Here is a 16,279-nt window from a genome sequence, read left to right as displayed (position 1 = left end):
AATTTGAAACTCTCCATAGTTATATTAAACTATAATGTGCGCTACTTTTTAGAGCTCTGTTTAAAAAGTGTAATAGCTGCTACGTCTGAAATAAAATCAGAAATTATTGTTGTAGATAATAATTCTGAAGACGATAGTTGTAAAATGGTTAAGGAGTTGTTTCCAGAAATAAAGCTGATAGAAAACAAAGAGAATTTAGGCTTTTCAAAAGGAAATAACATAGGAGTAGCTGAGGCAAAAGGAGAGTATTTGTGTATTTTAAATCCAGATACGGTTCTTGCTGAAGATACATTTCATAATATTTTAAATTTCGTTGAGAATAAAGAGAAATTAGGAATTGTTGGTTGTAAACTAATAGATGGTAAGGGTGATTTTTTACCAGAAAGCAAGAGAAATATACCTTATATAAAAGCATCACTTAAAAAAATATTAGGAAACACGAACGATTATTATGCAAACCATTTAAATGAAAATGAAACAGGTGAAGTAGATGTTTTGGTTGGTGCTTTTATGTTTTTAAAACGAAATGTTTATAATGAAATTAAAGGCTTTGATGAAGATTATTTCATGTACGGAGAAGACATCGATATTTCGTTTAAAGCATTAAAAAATGGGTATGTTAATTATTATTTTGCAGATACAACCATTATACATTTTAAAGGAGAAAGTACTTTGAAGGATAAAAATTACGCACGACGCTTTTACGGTGCTATGCAAATATTTTATAAGAAGCATTTTAAGAAAAATATTTTCTTCGATATTATGGTTTGGTTAGGTATTCGTACAGTTCATTTAATTAGAGCAAAACCAACTGTAAAACCTAAAAATATTAGCCATTACATATTTGTTTCAGATAAAATCAATTCTAAATTGAAATCAGTTTTAAAAAAACCATTGTATTTAAAAGTATACCAAGATTTTCAAGAAAAAGATAGTGAGGTTATTTTTGATGCCAACGTATTAAACTACAAGGCCATTATAGCAGCTATGGAAAATAAAAAGAAAGATAAATCTGTTACCTTTAAAATATTACCTAAAAACTCTAAATTTGTAATCGGAAGTGATTATGCAATTACACGAGGAGGAATTATTAATTTCGATTAATAGTTTTTACATATAATTTAAAAAAATTGATGATTTTTAATTAATTTTGCATTTTAAAATTAAAAAACCATTATTACATTATTAATATGGCAAAGTTTGAGCTTAAATTACCAAAAATGGGAGAAAGTGTTGCAGAGGCAACAATTACCTCTTGGTTAAAAGAAGTTGGAGATACCATTGAGTTAGATGAAGCAGTTTTAGAAATTGCAACTGATAAAGTTGATAGTGAAGTGCCTAGTGAAGTAGACGGTGTTTTAGTAGAGAAGTTTTTTAATGTAGACGATGTTGTACAAGTAGGAGAAGTAATCGCAGTTATAGAGACAGAAGGTGGGGAAGAAGTTTCAAGTGAAATTGAAAACGAATCTACACAAGTAGAATCTCCCGCTGTGGAAGAAGTGGAAAATACCATTACCATTGCTAAGGAAACTATTGCTCCAGTAGTGTCATCTGGGAATCGATTTTATTCACCATTGGTTAAAAATATAGCCAAACAAGAAGGTATATCGCAAGATGAATTAGATGCTCTAAAGGGAACTGGTAAAGATGGGCGTGTTACTAAAAATGATATTTTAGACTATATTCAAAGTAAAGATAATACGCCAAACGAAGCTCGAACTAAGGTTGAAACACCACAAGTTACAGCTAAACCTACGGAGGTTGTTAAACCTGAAAAAGCACCAGTAATTTCTAGTGGTGAAGATGAAATTATAGAAATGACTAGGATGGGCAAAATTATTGCACATCATATGGTTGAATCTGTTCAAACGTCTGCACATGTGCAAAGTTTTATTGAAGCAGATGTCACTAATATTTGGAATTGGAGAAAGAAAGTAAAAGATGCTTTTATGAAGCGAGAAGGTGAAAACTTAACGTTTACTCCCATTTTTATGGAAGCTATAGCCAAAGCATTACGCGATTATCCGATGATGAATATTTCATTACAGGGAGATACCATTATAAAAAAGAAAAATATTAATTTAGGTATGGCTGCGGCTTTACCAGATGGGAATTTGATAGTTCCTGTTATAAAAAATGCCGATCAACTTAATTTAGTTGGTATGACGAAGCAGGTAAACGATTTGGCAAATAGAGCTAGAAATGGGAAGTTAAAACCAGACGATACTCAAGGAGGTACTTACACCGTAACTAACGTAGGAACTTTTGGAAGCATTATGGGAACCCCAATAATCAATCAGCCACAAGTTGGTATTTTAGCGCTTGGTGCTATTAGAAAAGTTCCAGCTGTAATTGAAACGCCAGATGGCGATTTTATAGGTATTCGATATAAGATGTTCTTATCGCATTCATACGACCACAGAGTTGTAAATGGAGCTCTGGGCGGACAATTTGTTAAAGCAGTAACAGATTATCTTGAGGCTTGGGATGTGAATAGAGAAATATAAAAAATCAAAACGAAAACAATAGTTAAACCTAACCTATAAAACGGTTGGGTTTTTTTATTTTTGTCAGATATCAGTTTAAAACTAACAAAAATTTAATGCAATTAAACTTAACAAAACCTATTTGTTTTTTCGATTTAGAAACAACAGGAATAAATATAACTCACGACCGTATTGTAGAGATATCAATACTAAAAGTTTTTCCTAACGGTACCCAAGAAAGCAAAACTTGGTTGGTAAACCCTGAAATGGAAATACCAAAAGAAGTTATAGAGATTCACGGAATTTCTAACGAGAAAGTTGCAAATGAACCCACATTCAAAGTATTAGCTAAGGATATTTATAACATGATTAAGGATTCAGACTTAGGTGGTTTTAATTCTAATAGATTTGATATCCCGTTACTTGCAGAAGAGATGTTGAGAGCAGATATAGATTTTGATATGAAAAATAGATTATCTGTAGATGTGCAAACTATTTTTCATAAAATGGAACAACGTACATTAAGTGCTGCTTATAAGTTTTATTGCAATAAGAATTTGGAAGGCGCTCATAGTGCAGAGGCAGATACTAATGCAACTTACGAGGTTTTAAAAGCTCAAGTTAGCAGGTATGATGAACTTGAAAACAATACAAAATTTTTAGCCGAATTTAGTTCCCGAAAGAAGTTTGCAGACTTTGCAGGTTTTATATCTTACAATAAAAATGGAGATGAATGTTTTTCGTTTGGTAAACACAAAGGAAAACTTGTAACAGAGGTTTTAGAGAAAGAACCAGGTTACTTTGGTTGGTTATTAAATGCTGATTTCCCGTTGTACACTAAAAAGATTTTGACAGCAATTAAATTAAGAAGTTTTAATAATAAGTTAGGTTAAAAATCTAAAATTGATAATATTAAAATCCAATTCAGCTCGGTTATGAAACTTATTTGTATAGGCAGAAATTACACAAAACATATTGAAGAATTACAAAATGAGAAGCCTGATGATCCTGTTATATTTATAAAACCAGACACGGCGATTCTTCTAAAAAAGCAACCTTTTTTTATCCCAGATTTTTCAGATGATGTGCATTACGAGGTTGAAATTTTGATAAAAATTAATCGTGTTGGGAAGCATATAGATAAAAAATTTGCACATAAATATTACAAGGAAATTGGTTTAGGAATAGACTTCACCGCAAGAGATTTACAAAGTAAATTAAAAGCTAAAGGACTCCCATGGGAAAAGGCAAAAGCGTTTGATGGAGCAGCTGTTATTGGTAAATGGATTGACAAAAAGGAGTTTGATAATATAGACAATATTGAATTTTCCTTAAAAAAGAACGAAGAAATTGTGCAAAAAGGCAATACAAGCCATATGCTTTGGAAAATTGATGAAATTATAGAATATGTATCGAAATATTTTACTTTAAAGATAGGAGATATTATATTTACAGGTACGCCAGCAGGAGTTGGCAAAGTAATTGCTAACGATAAACTAAAAGGATTTATAGAAGACAAAGACATGTTTTCAATAACAGTTAAATAAATGGAACAACATTACAAATTATTTAGAGTACGCGAATTGGCTGATAACGATGAAGATTTTATCGCAACCTTAGCTGAGGCTTTTTTAGAAGAAGTACCAGCTGATGCAGAGCGATTAAAAAAAGCAGTTGCAGAAACCGATTATCATGAAGCTTATCAGGCTGCTCATAAAATGAAACCTACAGTAGATTTATTTGAGTTAGGCGTTCTTGACGTTTTAATTGAAGTGCAAGATTGGGGAAAGTTTACGCAAACAGATGTAGATATTTCTGATAAACTTGATATTGTTATTTCGGCAGTAAATTTAGCTACCGCTGAGATAAAATCAGATTTTAATTTGTAATGTTAGCAGAAATTATCACCATCGGTGACGAACTTCTTATTGGTCAAGTTGTAGATACCAACTCTGCCTTTATAGCAAAACAGCTTAACAAAATTGGTGTTTCCGTTTATCAAATTACATCTATTCAAGATGATAAACAACATATCCTTCAAGCTTTAGAAGATGCTGAAAATCGTGTAGATATTATTATATGTACAGGTGGTTTGGGGCCTACTAAAGATGATATTACTAAAAAAACGATTGCAGAGTATTTTAATGATACACTAGAAAAAAATGAAGCAGTTCTAGAAAACATTGAATCTATTTGGAAGCAACATGTAAGAACGCAGATGCTTCAGGTTAATAGAGATCAAGCATTAATTCCATCAAAGTCTAAACCACTTATGAATAGGCTAGGTACTGCACCTGGTATGTGGATTGAAAAAGAAAATAAAGTGTTTATTTCACTTCCTGGGGTACCATACGAAATGAAAGCTTTAATTGATTATCAAGTAATTCCAAAACTAAAAGATAAATACAACTGTCCGTTTATCCTTCATAAAACGATGTTAGTATATGGTCTTGGTGAAAGTGCTTTGGCTGAAAGAATCGAATCTTGGGAAGATGCTTTGCCAAAACACATAAAGCTTGCTTATTTACCTAATTTAGGAAAAATGCGTTTACGGCTATCTACGAAAGGTTATGATGAGGCTCAGTTAAAGATAGATGTACAGGAACAAATTGATAAAGTTATCCCTCTGATTAAAGATGAATATGCTGGTTTGGAAGATGAAGATGGTTCTGTAGAAGTTGTAATTGCAAAACAACTTACTAAACTAGGTAATACTTTGGCTATTGCAGAAAGTTGTACAGGAGGTGCTGTTGCAGAACGTTTTACCTCACATTCAGGCGCATCGGCTTTTTTTAAAGGAGGTATAGTAACCTACGCTACGGAATCAAAAATTAATATTTTAAAAGTTTCAAAAACTATTATTGAAACACATTCTGTTGTAAGTGCCCAAGTTGCTGAAGCCATGGCTAAAAATGTTCAAGAATTACATCTGTCTGATTATGCTATTGCAACTACAGGAAATGCAGGACCTACTAAAGGCGATTCTGAAGCTGAAGTAGGTACAGTATTTATCGCTATTGCTACAAAAAAAGAAGTTTATTCTCAAGAATTTAACTTCGGAAATTCACGACTAAAAGTGATAAATAAGGCCGTTAACAAAGCCTTAGAAATGCTCCTAAAAGAAATTTTTAAAAATAGATAAAAATTAGGTTGGCATAATATAAAGAATTTGTATATTTGCACCTCGATTTTAAGCAACAAAGAATTTAAAGTTATATAGAATGTCAAGAGTTTGTGAACTTACAGGGAAAAAGGCAATGGTTGGAAACAACGTGTCTCATGCGATGAACAAAACTAAACGCAAATTTCATGCGAATTTAGTTAAGAAACGTTTTTACATTCCAGAAGAAGACAACTGGATTACTTTAAAAGTTTCTACATCTGCTTTAAAAACTATTAACAAAATAGGAATAACTGCAGCAATTAAGGAAGCAAAATCTAAAGGATTTTTAAAATAATAGCTGTATTTAATAAAGTATAAGACATGGCAAAGAAAGGTAACAGAATACAAGTAATCTTAGAGTGTACAGAGCACAAAGAGTCTGGACAACCAGGAACTTCAAGATATATTACAACAAAAAACAAAAAGAATACGCCAGATAGAATGGAGATTAAAAAATTTAATCCTATTCTAAAGCGTATGACAGTTCATAAAGAAATTAAATAAGGTATATAGGTCATGGCAAAGAAATCAGTAGCATCATTACAAACAGGATCTAAAAGATTAACAAAAGCAATAAAAATGGTTAAGTCTCCAAAAACTGGAGCTTACATGTTTGTTGAATCTATTATGAGTCCAGATCAAGTAAACGACTTTTTAAATAAAAAATAAAAGGTTTCGTTCTAAAATATTATAAGCTGCTTTCTACTGAAAGCGGCTTTTTTTATTTTATATTTGATTGTTTTACTGACACTTTTACAGTAAATATTTCTGGTAAGATAATTGACATTAGTGATTTGAGTATTTATACTCAACAATAAACAAGACAAAGTAAAAAATGAGTTTTTTTAAAAAAATATTTTCTTCAGAAAAAAAGGAAACTTTAGATAAAGGATTGGAAAAATCTAAATCCAGTTTTTTTGGTAAACTAAGTAAAGCTGTAGCAGGTAAATCTAAGGTTGATGATGAGGTTTTAGATAACCTTGAAGAAGTTTTAGTTACCAGTGATGTAGGTGTGAATACCACTCTTAAAGTTATTGAGCGTATTGAAGAACGTGTTTCAAAAGATAAATACTTGGGAACTGATGAACTCAACCAAATTCTAAGAGAAGAAATTGCTGGTTTATTAAGTGAAACCAATTCTGGAGAAGAAACTGAATACACAATTCCAGAATTACCTAAACAAGAAAACGGAAACAAAACACCTTATGTATTAATGGTAGTTGGTGTAAATGGTGTTGGTAAAACCACAACTATAGGAAAGTTAGCATATCAGTTTAAAAAGAAAGGACTTAAAGTTGTTCTTGGTGCTGCCGATACTTTTAGAGCAGCTGCAATAGATCAACTTCAAGTTTGGGCAGATAGAGTAGATGTACCTATGGTAAGACAAGATATGGGAAGCGATCCCGCATCGGTAGCGTTTGATGCTTTAGAGTCTGGAGTTAATCAAGATGCTGATGTAATTATTATAGATACAGCAGGAAGATTGCACAATAAAATAAACTTAATGAATGAGCTTACCAAAGTAAAACGCGTAATGCAGAAAGTGGTTGGTGATGCTCCGCATGATGTTTTACTGGTTTTGGATGGTTCTACTGGGCAAAATGCATTTGAGCAAGCTAAGCAATTTACAGCTGCAACAGAAGTTACTTCGTTAGCAGTTACTAAATTGGATGGTACAGCAAAAGGTGGTGTGGTTATTGGTATTTCAGATCAGTTTCAAATCCCTGTTAAATATATTGGAGTTGGAGAAGGTATTGAAGATTTACAGGTTTTTAATAAATATGAGTTTGTAGATTCATTTTTTAAGTAAAATTTCCAAAAAGCTTATAATCTTTAGCGTTTTTGTAACATATTCTTCTATTATGATTTAGTATTTTTATCAAAAATACTATTTATGAAAAACCTTATTTATTTCCTTTCTGTTACTTTTCTTTTTTCTTGTAAAAATCCCCAACAAAACGCTACTGAAAATTTAAATGATTCCCCTGAAATTGCTACTGATTCTATAGAAGATTTTAGAGAGTTTAAAGTTTTAGATTCAAAATATATTACTAAATCATCCATTTGGGAGAATTTAAATAAGGATTTAGTAGGTTTTACAGAAGACATTTACAACGATTTAAAGCCATTAATATTAGAGCAAGATATTCCTAGTCTTCAAAAACATATTAAAAATGGAGATTTGTCTTATGAAATGCTCACAAAGTTTTATTTATACCGTATTAGAAAGTTTGATAGAGAAAATTCTTTGTCATTAAATTCAGTGATTTCGTTGAATCCTAATGTGATATCGGAGTCTAAACAAAAGGATATTGATTTAAAAAACAGAATGTTAAAGCATCCTATTTTTGGAATGCCAATTCTTTTAAAAGATAATGTTAATACCTCCGGAATGCCAACAACAGCAGGAGCCGTGGCACTGAAAAATAATCAAACAGATGACGCCTTTATTGTTGAGCGATTAAAAAACAAAGGAGCACTTATTTTAGGAAAAGCAAACTTAAGTGAATGGGCGTATTTTTTCTGTGGTGATTGCCCAAGTGGCTATAGCGCTATTGGTGGACAAACTTTAAACCCATATGGAAGGCGTATTATTGATTCGGGAGGTTCAAGTTCAGGAAGCGGTGTTGCTGTTGCTGCAAACTTTTCTGTTGCTGCCGTTGGTAGTGAAACGTCAGGGTCTATTTTATCACCATCTAGTAAAAATTCTATTGTTGGTTTAAAACCAACTATTGGCTTGTTAAGTAGAGGCGGAATTGTGCCTATTTCTTCAACATTAGATACACCAGGACCAATGACTAAAAACGTAACTGATAACAGCATAATGCTTGATGCTATGTTAGGTTATGATGAAAAAGATTCAAAAGCTATTGAAATGGATTTAAACGGTAATATGTATTCTGATTTAAATTTAGATGCTTTAAAAGGTAAACGCTTTGGTGCATTTAAAAGATTATTAGAAGATTCACTTTACGTAAAAGCTATAGCAGATTTAAAAGTAAAAGGCGCAATAATTTTTGAAATTGATGAAGAGGAGATGAAATTACCAGAGTTCAGGAGATTACTTAATCTGGATATGAAAATAGATTTACCAATTTATCTTTCTAAATACGGAAATAAAGATTTAGTAATTAAATCAGTTGAAGATGTCGTTGATTTTAATAAAAAAGATTCTTTGAAAATAATGCCATACGGACAAAGATTATTTAATGGTATTGTAGCTGATATAGCTACAGAAGAAGAGTTTTTAAAAATAAAGAATACTTTAAAAACAAATGGTAGAGCTTATTTTAACATACCTATGGAAGCTCATAAATTAGATGGGTTTTTGTCTATAAATAACTACCATGCTGGTTTTGCAGCAGTAGCTGAATATCCAGCTTTAACAATTCCAATGGGATATACAAACGAAGGTGTGCCAGAAGGTTTAACCTTTATTGGTAAACCATTATCTGAAAAACTATTATTAGGTTGGGCTTATGCTTATGAGCAAACATCCAAAAAACGGAAATCACCAAAAAATTATAACTAATTCAAACAATCAAAAAATGAAAAAAATTTTAATTGTAATTGCACTATGCTTCTATTTTGGAAGTATTAATGGTCAAAACGAAGCTAAATGGATATTGTATCCCAGTATTTCTCCTGATGGATCTAAAATAGCATTCAGTTATCATGGTAACTTATATTCCGTAAGTTCAAGTGGGGGAAATGCAGCAGCGATAACTACTGGCGATGCTTACGACAGTTATCCGGTCTGGAGTCATGATGGAAATACAATTGCATTTTCCAGTAACAGACATGGTAATTTTGACGTTTACACAATTCCAGCTCAAGGAGGTATGCCAATAAGGCTTACTTTCAATAGTGCTGACGATTTCCCTAACGATTTCACCATAGATAACAAACACGTTTTAATAAGCAGCAATAGAGATGCACCAGCATCTAGTGTTCGTTTCCCTTCTCCTAGATTATTCCAAAATTTATACACAATTCCTGTTGAAGGCGGTAGACCAATTTTAGTATCTGCGGCAGGAGCTGAGAGTGCAAATTATAATCAAGATGGAACTAAAATTGTGTTTCAAGATAGAAAAGGGTATGAAGATGCATTAAGAAAGCACCACGTGTCTTCTGTAACCAGAGACATTTGGGTTTTTGATTTAAATAAAAATAATTACACAAAAGTTTCCGATTTTAAAGGAGAAGATAGAGAACCTGTTTTTAACAATGATGGGTCTGCTATTTTTTATCTGAATGAAAAAGATGGAACTCAGAATATCTACAAAAAAACATTAAGTTCTAATAATGAAATTGCCTTAACATCATTTAAGGATTTTCCTGTAAGGCACTTAAGCATAGGAAAAAATAACAAAATGTCTTTTACGTGGAAAGGAGATGTTTATTCGATTTCTGAAGGCGAACAACCTAAAAAAGTAGATATAATAGTTAGTGACGATTCAGCTTATGAAACAATTAAAAATGTTGATATAAGTGATGTAAGCGAATTTGAAGTGAGTCCAAATGGCAAAGAAATAGCTTTTGTAAACAGAGGAGAAGTTTTTGTAACTGGTACTAACGATTCTAGAACTAAACGTGTTACAAACACCCCAGAACAGGAGCGAATGGTTAGTTGGTCTCCAGACGGAAAAACACTATTATTTTCTGGTGAGCATAATGGAAGTTGGAATGTTTACAAAGCTACAATGGAGCGTTCTGATGACACTTATTTTTATGCAAGTACAACGTTGAAAGTAGAACCTTTAATAGCTACAAATGCTGAAGAGTTTCAATCTGAGTTTTCGCCTGATGGTAAAAAAGTAGCATATATTAAAGACAGAAATATTTTAAAGGTTTTAGATTTAGCAACCAAAAAAGAAGTTACAGTTTTACCAGAAGGTCATAACTATTCTTATGCAGATGGAGATTGGGGATTTGAGTGGAGTCCTGATAGTAAATGGCTTTTCGTATCTGATCAAAAAGGATTTGCCTTTACAAGTAATACAGCATTGCTAAAAGCAGATGGAACTGGAGAATTCATATATCCAGTTAATAGCGGTTTTGGTGAAAATGGTACATCTTGGGCTATGGATGGAAAAATGATGGTTTACGCCAGTTCTCGTGATGGAGAAAAGTCGTTAGCCACTAGTGGAAGTAGTGAGAGTGATATTTACGCAGTATTTTTTGATCAAAAAGCTTTCGATATTTACAGTTTAACTAAAGAGGAATACGAATTATATAAAGAGAGAGAAGAGGAAGCTAAGAAAGATTCAAAAGATGATGATAAGAAAGACAAAAAATCTAAAAAAGATAAAAAAGATAAAAAAGAAGATAAGGATGAAGATTTAAAAATTAATTTAGATAATCTAGATTATCGTAAAGTAAAACTTACCATAAATAGCTCTAGTATTGCTGGTTATGCCCTTAATAAAGATGCTAGTAAATTGTATTATCTATCAAGATTTGAAAAAGGTTATGACGTTTGGGTTACAGAACCAAGAACAAAAGAAACTAAAATTTTAGCCAAACTAGGTGGCTCTCCAAGTGGTATTCAAATTAGTGATGACGATAAAACACTATTTTTAAGTAATCGAGGAAGGCTTGTTAAAGTTGATACCGATAGCGGAAAAATAACTAACGTTAAAATTGATGGCGATATGTTACTAGATGCTTCAGGAGAGCGTAAGTATATTTTTGAACACGCTTGGCGCCAAGTAAAAAAGAAATTTTATGACCCCAATATTCATGGTATCGATTGGGAAATGTATTATGACGAATATTCGAAATTTCTACCTTACATCAATAATAATTACGACTTCCAAAATTTACTGAGCGAATTACTGGGCGAGTTGAATGCGTCTCACACAGGAGGAAGATATTCACATAGAGCAGAAAATGGTGATGTTACAGCATCTTTGGGCGCTCTATTTGATGAAAAATATTCAGGAAATGGAATTAAAATAAGTGAGGTGCTTTCAGGAGGACCACTAGATAATGCTAGTAGTAAGATTAAAAAAGGAGCGGTTATTTTAAAAATTAATAATCAAGAGATTAACGCAAATGACAACTGGAATAAATACTTAAATAATATAACAGGAAAGAATATACTTTTAAGTATTAAACAAGGTAATACTGTTTTTGAAGAAAAAATTCAGCCAGTATCAAAACGAAATCAAGCTATGTTAATGTATAGACGATGGGTTAAAATAATGGAGCATAAAGTCGATTCTTTAAGTGGTGGAAGATTAGGTTATGTTCATGTAAGAGGAATGAATGATGGCAGTTTTAGAGAAGTTTTTGATAACGTTATGGGAAAAAATATTGAAAAGGAAGCTCTTGTTGTAGATACTAGATTTAACGGTGGAGGCTGGCTTCATGATGACTTAAATACTTTTTTAAGTGGTAATTTATATTTAAAATTAGCACCTCAAGGTAATATGCTAAGAGGTGGAGAATCTCTTACTAGATGGACAAAGCCTAGTATTGTTGTAATGAGTGAATCTAATTATAGCGATGCTCATATTTTTCCATATGTGTATAAACAAAATGGCATTGGAAAACTTGTTGGAATGCCGGTTCCAGGAACAGGAACAGCAGTATGGTGGGAAAGACAAATAGACCCAACTATTGTTTTTGGAATACCGATGATAGCAACTATTGGTGCCGAAGGCAGACCAACTGAAAATTTAGAACTAAATCCAGATATTAAGGTAGAATTACCATATAATGAGTTTTTAGGTGGTAAAGACCCGCAAATACAAGCTGCTGTAAAAGAATTACTTTCAGATATTAAGAAGTAATATTTTACTTAAATAAAAAAAAGCACCTAAGCTTAAATAGCTAGGTGCTTTTTTTATTTTATTACAGCGTTTAGTTTTTCCCATAAATCATTATCAAAAGAGGAAAGTGCAAAATTTATATTACTAGCAGAATCTCCCATGCGTATAACAACTATTTTTTTACTTGGTACAACATAAATTTTTTGGTCATTTTTACCCAAAGCAGCAAATGTATCATCTGGTGCGTTAGGAATTAGTTTTCCAGGAAATTTAACTTGTGAGGCAGGCAGATGGTAACTTTCTTTTCCATTCAACCACCATAAATACCCATAAGATTTATTAATATTTTGTGAAGTATTTGTAGCTTCATTTAAAAAAGCTTCAGAAATAATTTGATTGTCATTCCACATACCTTTAGCATAAATCATTAACCCAAAACGCGCCATGCTTCTAGTGTTACTCCAATATACACTAAAATCATTGTTTTGAATCCAAGCTCCACTCATTCCTATTTTATCTTTTAATTTAGTATTAAAATAATTACTCCAGTTTGTACTGCTAGCCTGGGCTATAACATCTTGCATTTTAACATAAACATTATGATACGCCCATCGTGTTCCTGCATCTGCAGCATACTGAAGATTTTCTTTTGAAACATTATCTCCAATACTATCATCCAAACCAGAATTCATGGATAGTAAATTAATACATGTAATTAAATTTTCCTTTTCTAAAGGAGCGCTCGTCCATCCATTTCCGATATAATCAGACACTTTATTGTTTAAATTGATAAGGCCCTCTTCTTGTGCAATTCCGGAAACTGTTGTTGTTAACGTTTTTCCAGCACTTGCCCAATACCATGGTTTGCTTTCATCATGTCCGTTCATATAAGCTTCTACTACAATTTTTCCTTCATTTAGAATTATAAAACTTTTGGTATTTTTTTCTTCAAGAAAATCTAATAAAGGTTGTAGTTCATTTTCATTCCAACCTAAACTAGAAATAGTTTTTGTTTCCCAAGTTTCAGAGTTTCCAGGTGGAAAATAAATGTCGATAGTTATTTCCTCAGGTTCAGTAACAGGCTCACTTGATGAACAACTAGTGTAAATAGTAATTAGTAAAAAAAGATAGAAAAATCTAGATTTCATAACAGTAGGTTTTTAATTTTGGACATTCAAATATATAAAAGGTTTAATTAAGTTGTATCTTTGCGCCCTGATTTACAATAGATATGCGCACAAAAACGCTTAAAAAGAATAAGATTAACGTTGTTACTTTAGGTTGTAGCAAAAATGTTTACGACAGCGAGGTCCTAATGGGACAATTAAAAGCTAGTGGTAAATATGTTGCACACGAGGAGGAAGGTAATATTGTAGTAATTAACACCTGCGGCTTTATAAATAATGCCAAAGAAGAAAGTGTTAATACTATTTTAGAGTACGTGCAGAAGAAAGAAGAAGGTGATGTTGATAAAGTTTTTGTAACAGGCTGCTTAAGTGAGCGCTATAAACCAGATTTGGTAAAAGAAATTCCTAATGTAGATGAGTATTTTGGTACTACAGAATTGCCAGGATTATTAAAAGCTTTAGGAGCCGATTATAAGCATGAGTTAATTGGTGAACGATTAACAACAACACCAAAAAATTATGCGTATTTAAAAATTGCTGAAGGTTGCGACAGACCGTGTTCGTTCTGTGCCATTCCAATAATGCGAGGTAAGCACAGAAGTACGCCTATTGAAGATATTGTTATTGAGGCAGAAAAACTAGCAGCAAACGGGGTTAAAGAATTGATTCTTATTGCACAAGATTTAACGTACTACGGACTAGATTTATATAAAAAGAGAAACTTAGCAGAATTGCTTGAGGTGCTAGTAAAGGTTGAAGGTGTAGAGTGGATTCGTTTGCATTATGCATTTCCTACAGGATTTCCTTTGGATGTGTTGGATGTTATGAATCGTGAACCAAAAATTTGTAATTATTTAGATATTCCCTTACAGCATATTTCAGATAATATATTGAAAAGCATGCGTCGTGGTACAACAAAGGAGAAAACCACAAAACTAATAAAAGCGTTTAGGGCTACAGTTCCAAAAATGGCTATCAGAACCACTCTTATTGTTGGTTACCCTGGTGAAACAGAAGAAAATTTCCAAGAATTAAAACAATGGGTTAAAGATATGCGTTTTGAGCGTTTGGGTTGTTTTACCTATTCGCATGAAGAAAATACGCATGCTTATAATTTAGAAGATGATGTGCCACAAGAGGTAAAGATTGAAAGAGCAAATCAAATTATGGAGATACAATCTCAGATTTCATGGGAATTGAATCAGCAAAAAATAGGGCAAGCGTTTAATGTGGTTATAGACAGAAAAGAAGGTAATTATTTTATTGGACGTACAGAATTTGATTCACCAGATGTAGATAATGAAGTACTTATTGATGCAACAAAAACTTATCTTAAAACAGGTGAATTTGCTAAGGTAAATATTATTGAGGCTGAGGATTTTGATTTGTATGGAAAAGTTGTTCATTAAGATTGTCTTGTCCTGAAATATGGCTACAGGTTAATAATTGATTTACGCTGTTAATTTATATACCATATTCGGCGTTTTATAGTCTAAAGATAAATGTAATCTTATTTCGTTGTATAGATTAATTGCTTTTTTTGCTGCACGCTTAGCGTGTTGTAGGCTATCAAAGGTTTGGTCGAGATAAAATTCGTCCTTTAATATGCCATTTACACGTTCAGCCATTGCGTTTTCGTAGCAGTGGTTGTCCTCGGTCATACTGATCCCAATGTTGTTTCTCCTTAAAATTTGCGTGTAAGCATTGCTACAATACTGTATTCCTCTGTCAGAATGATGAATGAGGCCGTCAGTGTTTTTAGCTTTGTGCAAAGCCTTGTTCAAAGCTCTCTCACAACCTTTCAGTTCTAGGCTGTCACTAATATCATAACCCACAATTTTACGACTGTACATATCCGTTATTAAGGCCAGATAGCAGAACCCTTTTATCGTTCTGACGTAGGTAATATCGCTAACCCATACTTGATTTGGTTTATTGACTTTTAGGTCTTTAATAATGTTTTTGTACTTGTAGAACCTGTGGAATGAGTTTGTAGTTCTAGAGCTGTATTTTTTTCTAAGTGTAAGCATATTGTGTTTTCTAAGAATGTTGAACAAGGTGTCCCTGCCTATTTTTATGTTGGTGTTTTTAAACTCTTTATCTAATGATTTACAAAGTTTTCTCACGCCTTCTCTAGGCAGGGATTTACGTCTGTTCTTGACTATAGCAATAACCTTTTTCTTAATCTCTAAACGTTGATTTGCTCTATGTCTATATTTGTAGTAGGCATCACGCTTAAGACCGAAACAGGCTGTTATATCAGAAAGAGAAGTAAATCCCTTAGACTTTTCTCTAGTTTTTTTTAAGTTCAAGAACTGATTTGTAGCCCAGTTGTTCTGCGGCCACCTCAAGAAAGGATTCATCAATAAGGGCGTCCATATCCTTTTTGAGCAACAGTTTTTTTAGTTGCTCAATCTCTTTTTGCAGCTGTTTGATACGTGTTATCTCGTCTTTTGTTTTCACTGTCACTCTAGTGTTCATAAGGTCTTTGCGGTTATACTTCTTGATCCATTCATTGATGGTGGAGGAGTTGATTCCATAGGCCTTACCTAATTGATATTTGTTTAGTTTTCCGGTGGTAAGTTCGTCTAAAATTTTGAGTTTAAAAGATTCTGAATACCGTCTAATTACTTTGTCATTTTTGTACATAATTGTTTAAGATTATGTAGCCTTTATTCAGGACGGGTCAAAATTAAGCACAACGGTTTTGTGTATGGCTCGTTGCGG

16 protein-coding genes are annotated in these 16,279 nt (G+C 32.6%); 13 read left to right on the top strand and 3 right to left on the bottom strand.

The window, feature by feature from the left end; translation table 11 throughout:
* The first annotated feature begins 3 nt into the window (after nt 1-3).
* The 12 genes from ABD939_RS02840 to ABD939_RS02785 all read left to right on the top strand — a co-directional run bounded on the left by ABD939_RS02840 (nt 4) and on the right by ABD939_RS02785 (nt 12,446).
* Nucleotides 4-1,104, top strand: coding sequence for a glycosyltransferase family 2 protein (locus ABD939_RS02840; protein ID WP_345164308.1), 1,101 nt, complete (start codon nt 4-6; stop codon nt 1,102-1,104).
* 86 nt (nt 1,105-1,190) lie between these two features.
* Nucleotides 1,191-2,507, top strand: a complete 1,317-nt coding sequence (locus ABD939_RS02835; protein WP_345164306.1) for a dihydrolipoamide acetyltransferase family protein — start codon at nt 1,191-1,193, stop codon at nt 2,505-2,507.
* 95 nt (nt 2,508-2,602) lie between these two features.
* Entirely contained in the window at nt 2,603-3,379 is a 777-nt protein-coding gene (locus tag ABD939_RS02830) for a 3'-5' exonuclease (RefSeq protein ID WP_345164304.1), read from the top strand.
* Nucleotides 3,380-3,421: 42 nt separating this feature from the next.
* A complete protein-coding gene (locus ABD939_RS02825) occupies nt 3,422-4,033 on the top strand; it encodes a fumarylacetoacetate hydrolase family protein (RefSeq protein ID WP_345164302.1) in 612 nt (203 codons plus the stop codon).
* Entirely contained in the window at nt 4,034-4,375 is a 342-nt protein-coding gene (locus ABD939_RS02820; protein ID WP_345164300.1) for an Hpt domain-containing protein, read from the top strand.
* Nucleotides 4,375-5,628, top strand: coding sequence for a competence/damage-inducible protein A (locus ABD939_RS02815; RefSeq protein ID WP_345164298.1), 1,254 nt, complete (start codon nt 4,375-4,377; stop codon nt 5,626-5,628). The genes ABD939_RS02820 and ABD939_RS02815 overlap by 1 nt, the downstream gene beginning before the upstream one ends.
* A gap of 79 nt (nt 5,629-5,707) precedes the next feature.
* Complete coding sequence (rpmB, locus tag ABD939_RS02810; protein WP_345164296.1) at nt 5,708-5,944, top strand: 50S ribosomal protein L28; 237 nt, start codon at nt 5,708-5,710, stop codon at nt 5,942-5,944.
* Between the two features lie 26 nt (nt 5,945-5,970).
* The gene (rpmG, locus tag ABD939_RS02805; RefSeq protein ID WP_007648529.1) at nt 5,971-6,153 is read left to right on the top strand and encodes a 50S ribosomal protein L33; all 183 of its coding nucleotides are present in this window, start codon (nt 5,971-5,973) and stop codon (nt 6,151-6,153) included.
* Nucleotides 6,154-6,165: 12 nt separating this feature from the next.
* A complete protein-coding gene (locus tag ABD939_RS02800; protein WP_345164294.1) occupies nt 6,166-6,318 on the top strand; it encodes a DUF4295 domain-containing protein in 153 nt (50 codons plus the stop codon).
* Nucleotides 6,319-6,484: 166 nt separating this feature from the next.
* On the top strand, nt 6,485-7,459 hold the full coding sequence (gene ftsY, locus ABD939_RS02795) for a signal recognition particle-docking protein FtsY (RefSeq protein WP_345164292.1): 975 nt from the start codon (nt 6,485-6,487) through the stop codon (nt 7,457-7,459).
* Between the two features lie 84 nt (nt 7,460-7,543).
* The gene (locus ABD939_RS02790) at nt 7,544-9,181 is read left to right on the top strand and encodes an amidase family protein (RefSeq protein ID WP_345164290.1); all 1,638 of its coding nucleotides are present in this window, start codon (nt 7,544-7,546) and stop codon (nt 9,179-9,181) included.
* A gap of 16 nt (nt 9,182-9,197) precedes the next feature.
* Nucleotides 9,198-12,446: a S41 family peptidase gene (locus ABD939_RS02785; protein ID WP_345164288.1), complete on the top strand. Its 3,249-nt coding sequence runs from the start codon at nt 9,198-9,200 to the stop codon at nt 12,444-12,446.
* 53 nt (nt 12,447-12,499) lie between these two features.
* Here the strand turns inward: ABD939_RS02785 and ABD939_RS02780 are convergent, their stop codons facing one another.
* Nucleotides 12,500-13,573: a serine hydrolase domain-containing protein gene (locus ABD939_RS02780; protein ID WP_345164286.1), complete on the bottom strand. Its 1,074-nt coding sequence runs from the start codon at nt 13,571-13,573 to the stop codon at nt 12,500-12,502.
* 83 nt (nt 13,574-13,656) lie between these two features.
* Here ABD939_RS02780 and rimO point away from each other — a divergent pair, with 83 nt between their 5' ends.
* Nucleotides 13,657-14,961, top strand: coding sequence for a 30S ribosomal protein S12 methylthiotransferase RimO (gene rimO, locus ABD939_RS02775; RefSeq protein ID WP_345164283.1), 1,305 nt, complete (start codon nt 13,657-13,659; stop codon nt 14,959-14,961).
* Nucleotides 14,962-15,003: 42 nt separating this feature from the next.
* Here rimO and ABD939_RS02770 read toward each other — a convergent pair whose 3' ends face one another.
* Entirely contained in the window at nt 15,004-15,864 is an 861-nt protein-coding gene (locus tag ABD939_RS02770) for an IS3 family transposase (RefSeq protein WP_345164281.1), read from the bottom strand.
* Entirely contained in the window at nt 15,845-16,201 is a 357-nt protein-coding gene (locus tag ABD939_RS02765) for a transposase (RefSeq protein WP_345164279.1), read from the bottom strand. The genes ABD939_RS02770 and ABD939_RS02765 overlap by 20 nt, the downstream gene beginning before the upstream one ends.
* Nucleotides 16,202-16,279: the final 78 nt, after the last annotated feature.

Origin of the sequence: Algibacter aquimarinus (assembly GCF_039543265.1) — a bacterium.
Taxonomy (GTDB): Bacteria; Bacteroidota; Bacteroidia; order Flavobacteriales; family Flavobacteriaceae; genus Algibacter_B; species Algibacter_B aquimarinus.
This window is presented reverse-complemented; position numbering and strand designations above follow the sequence as displayed.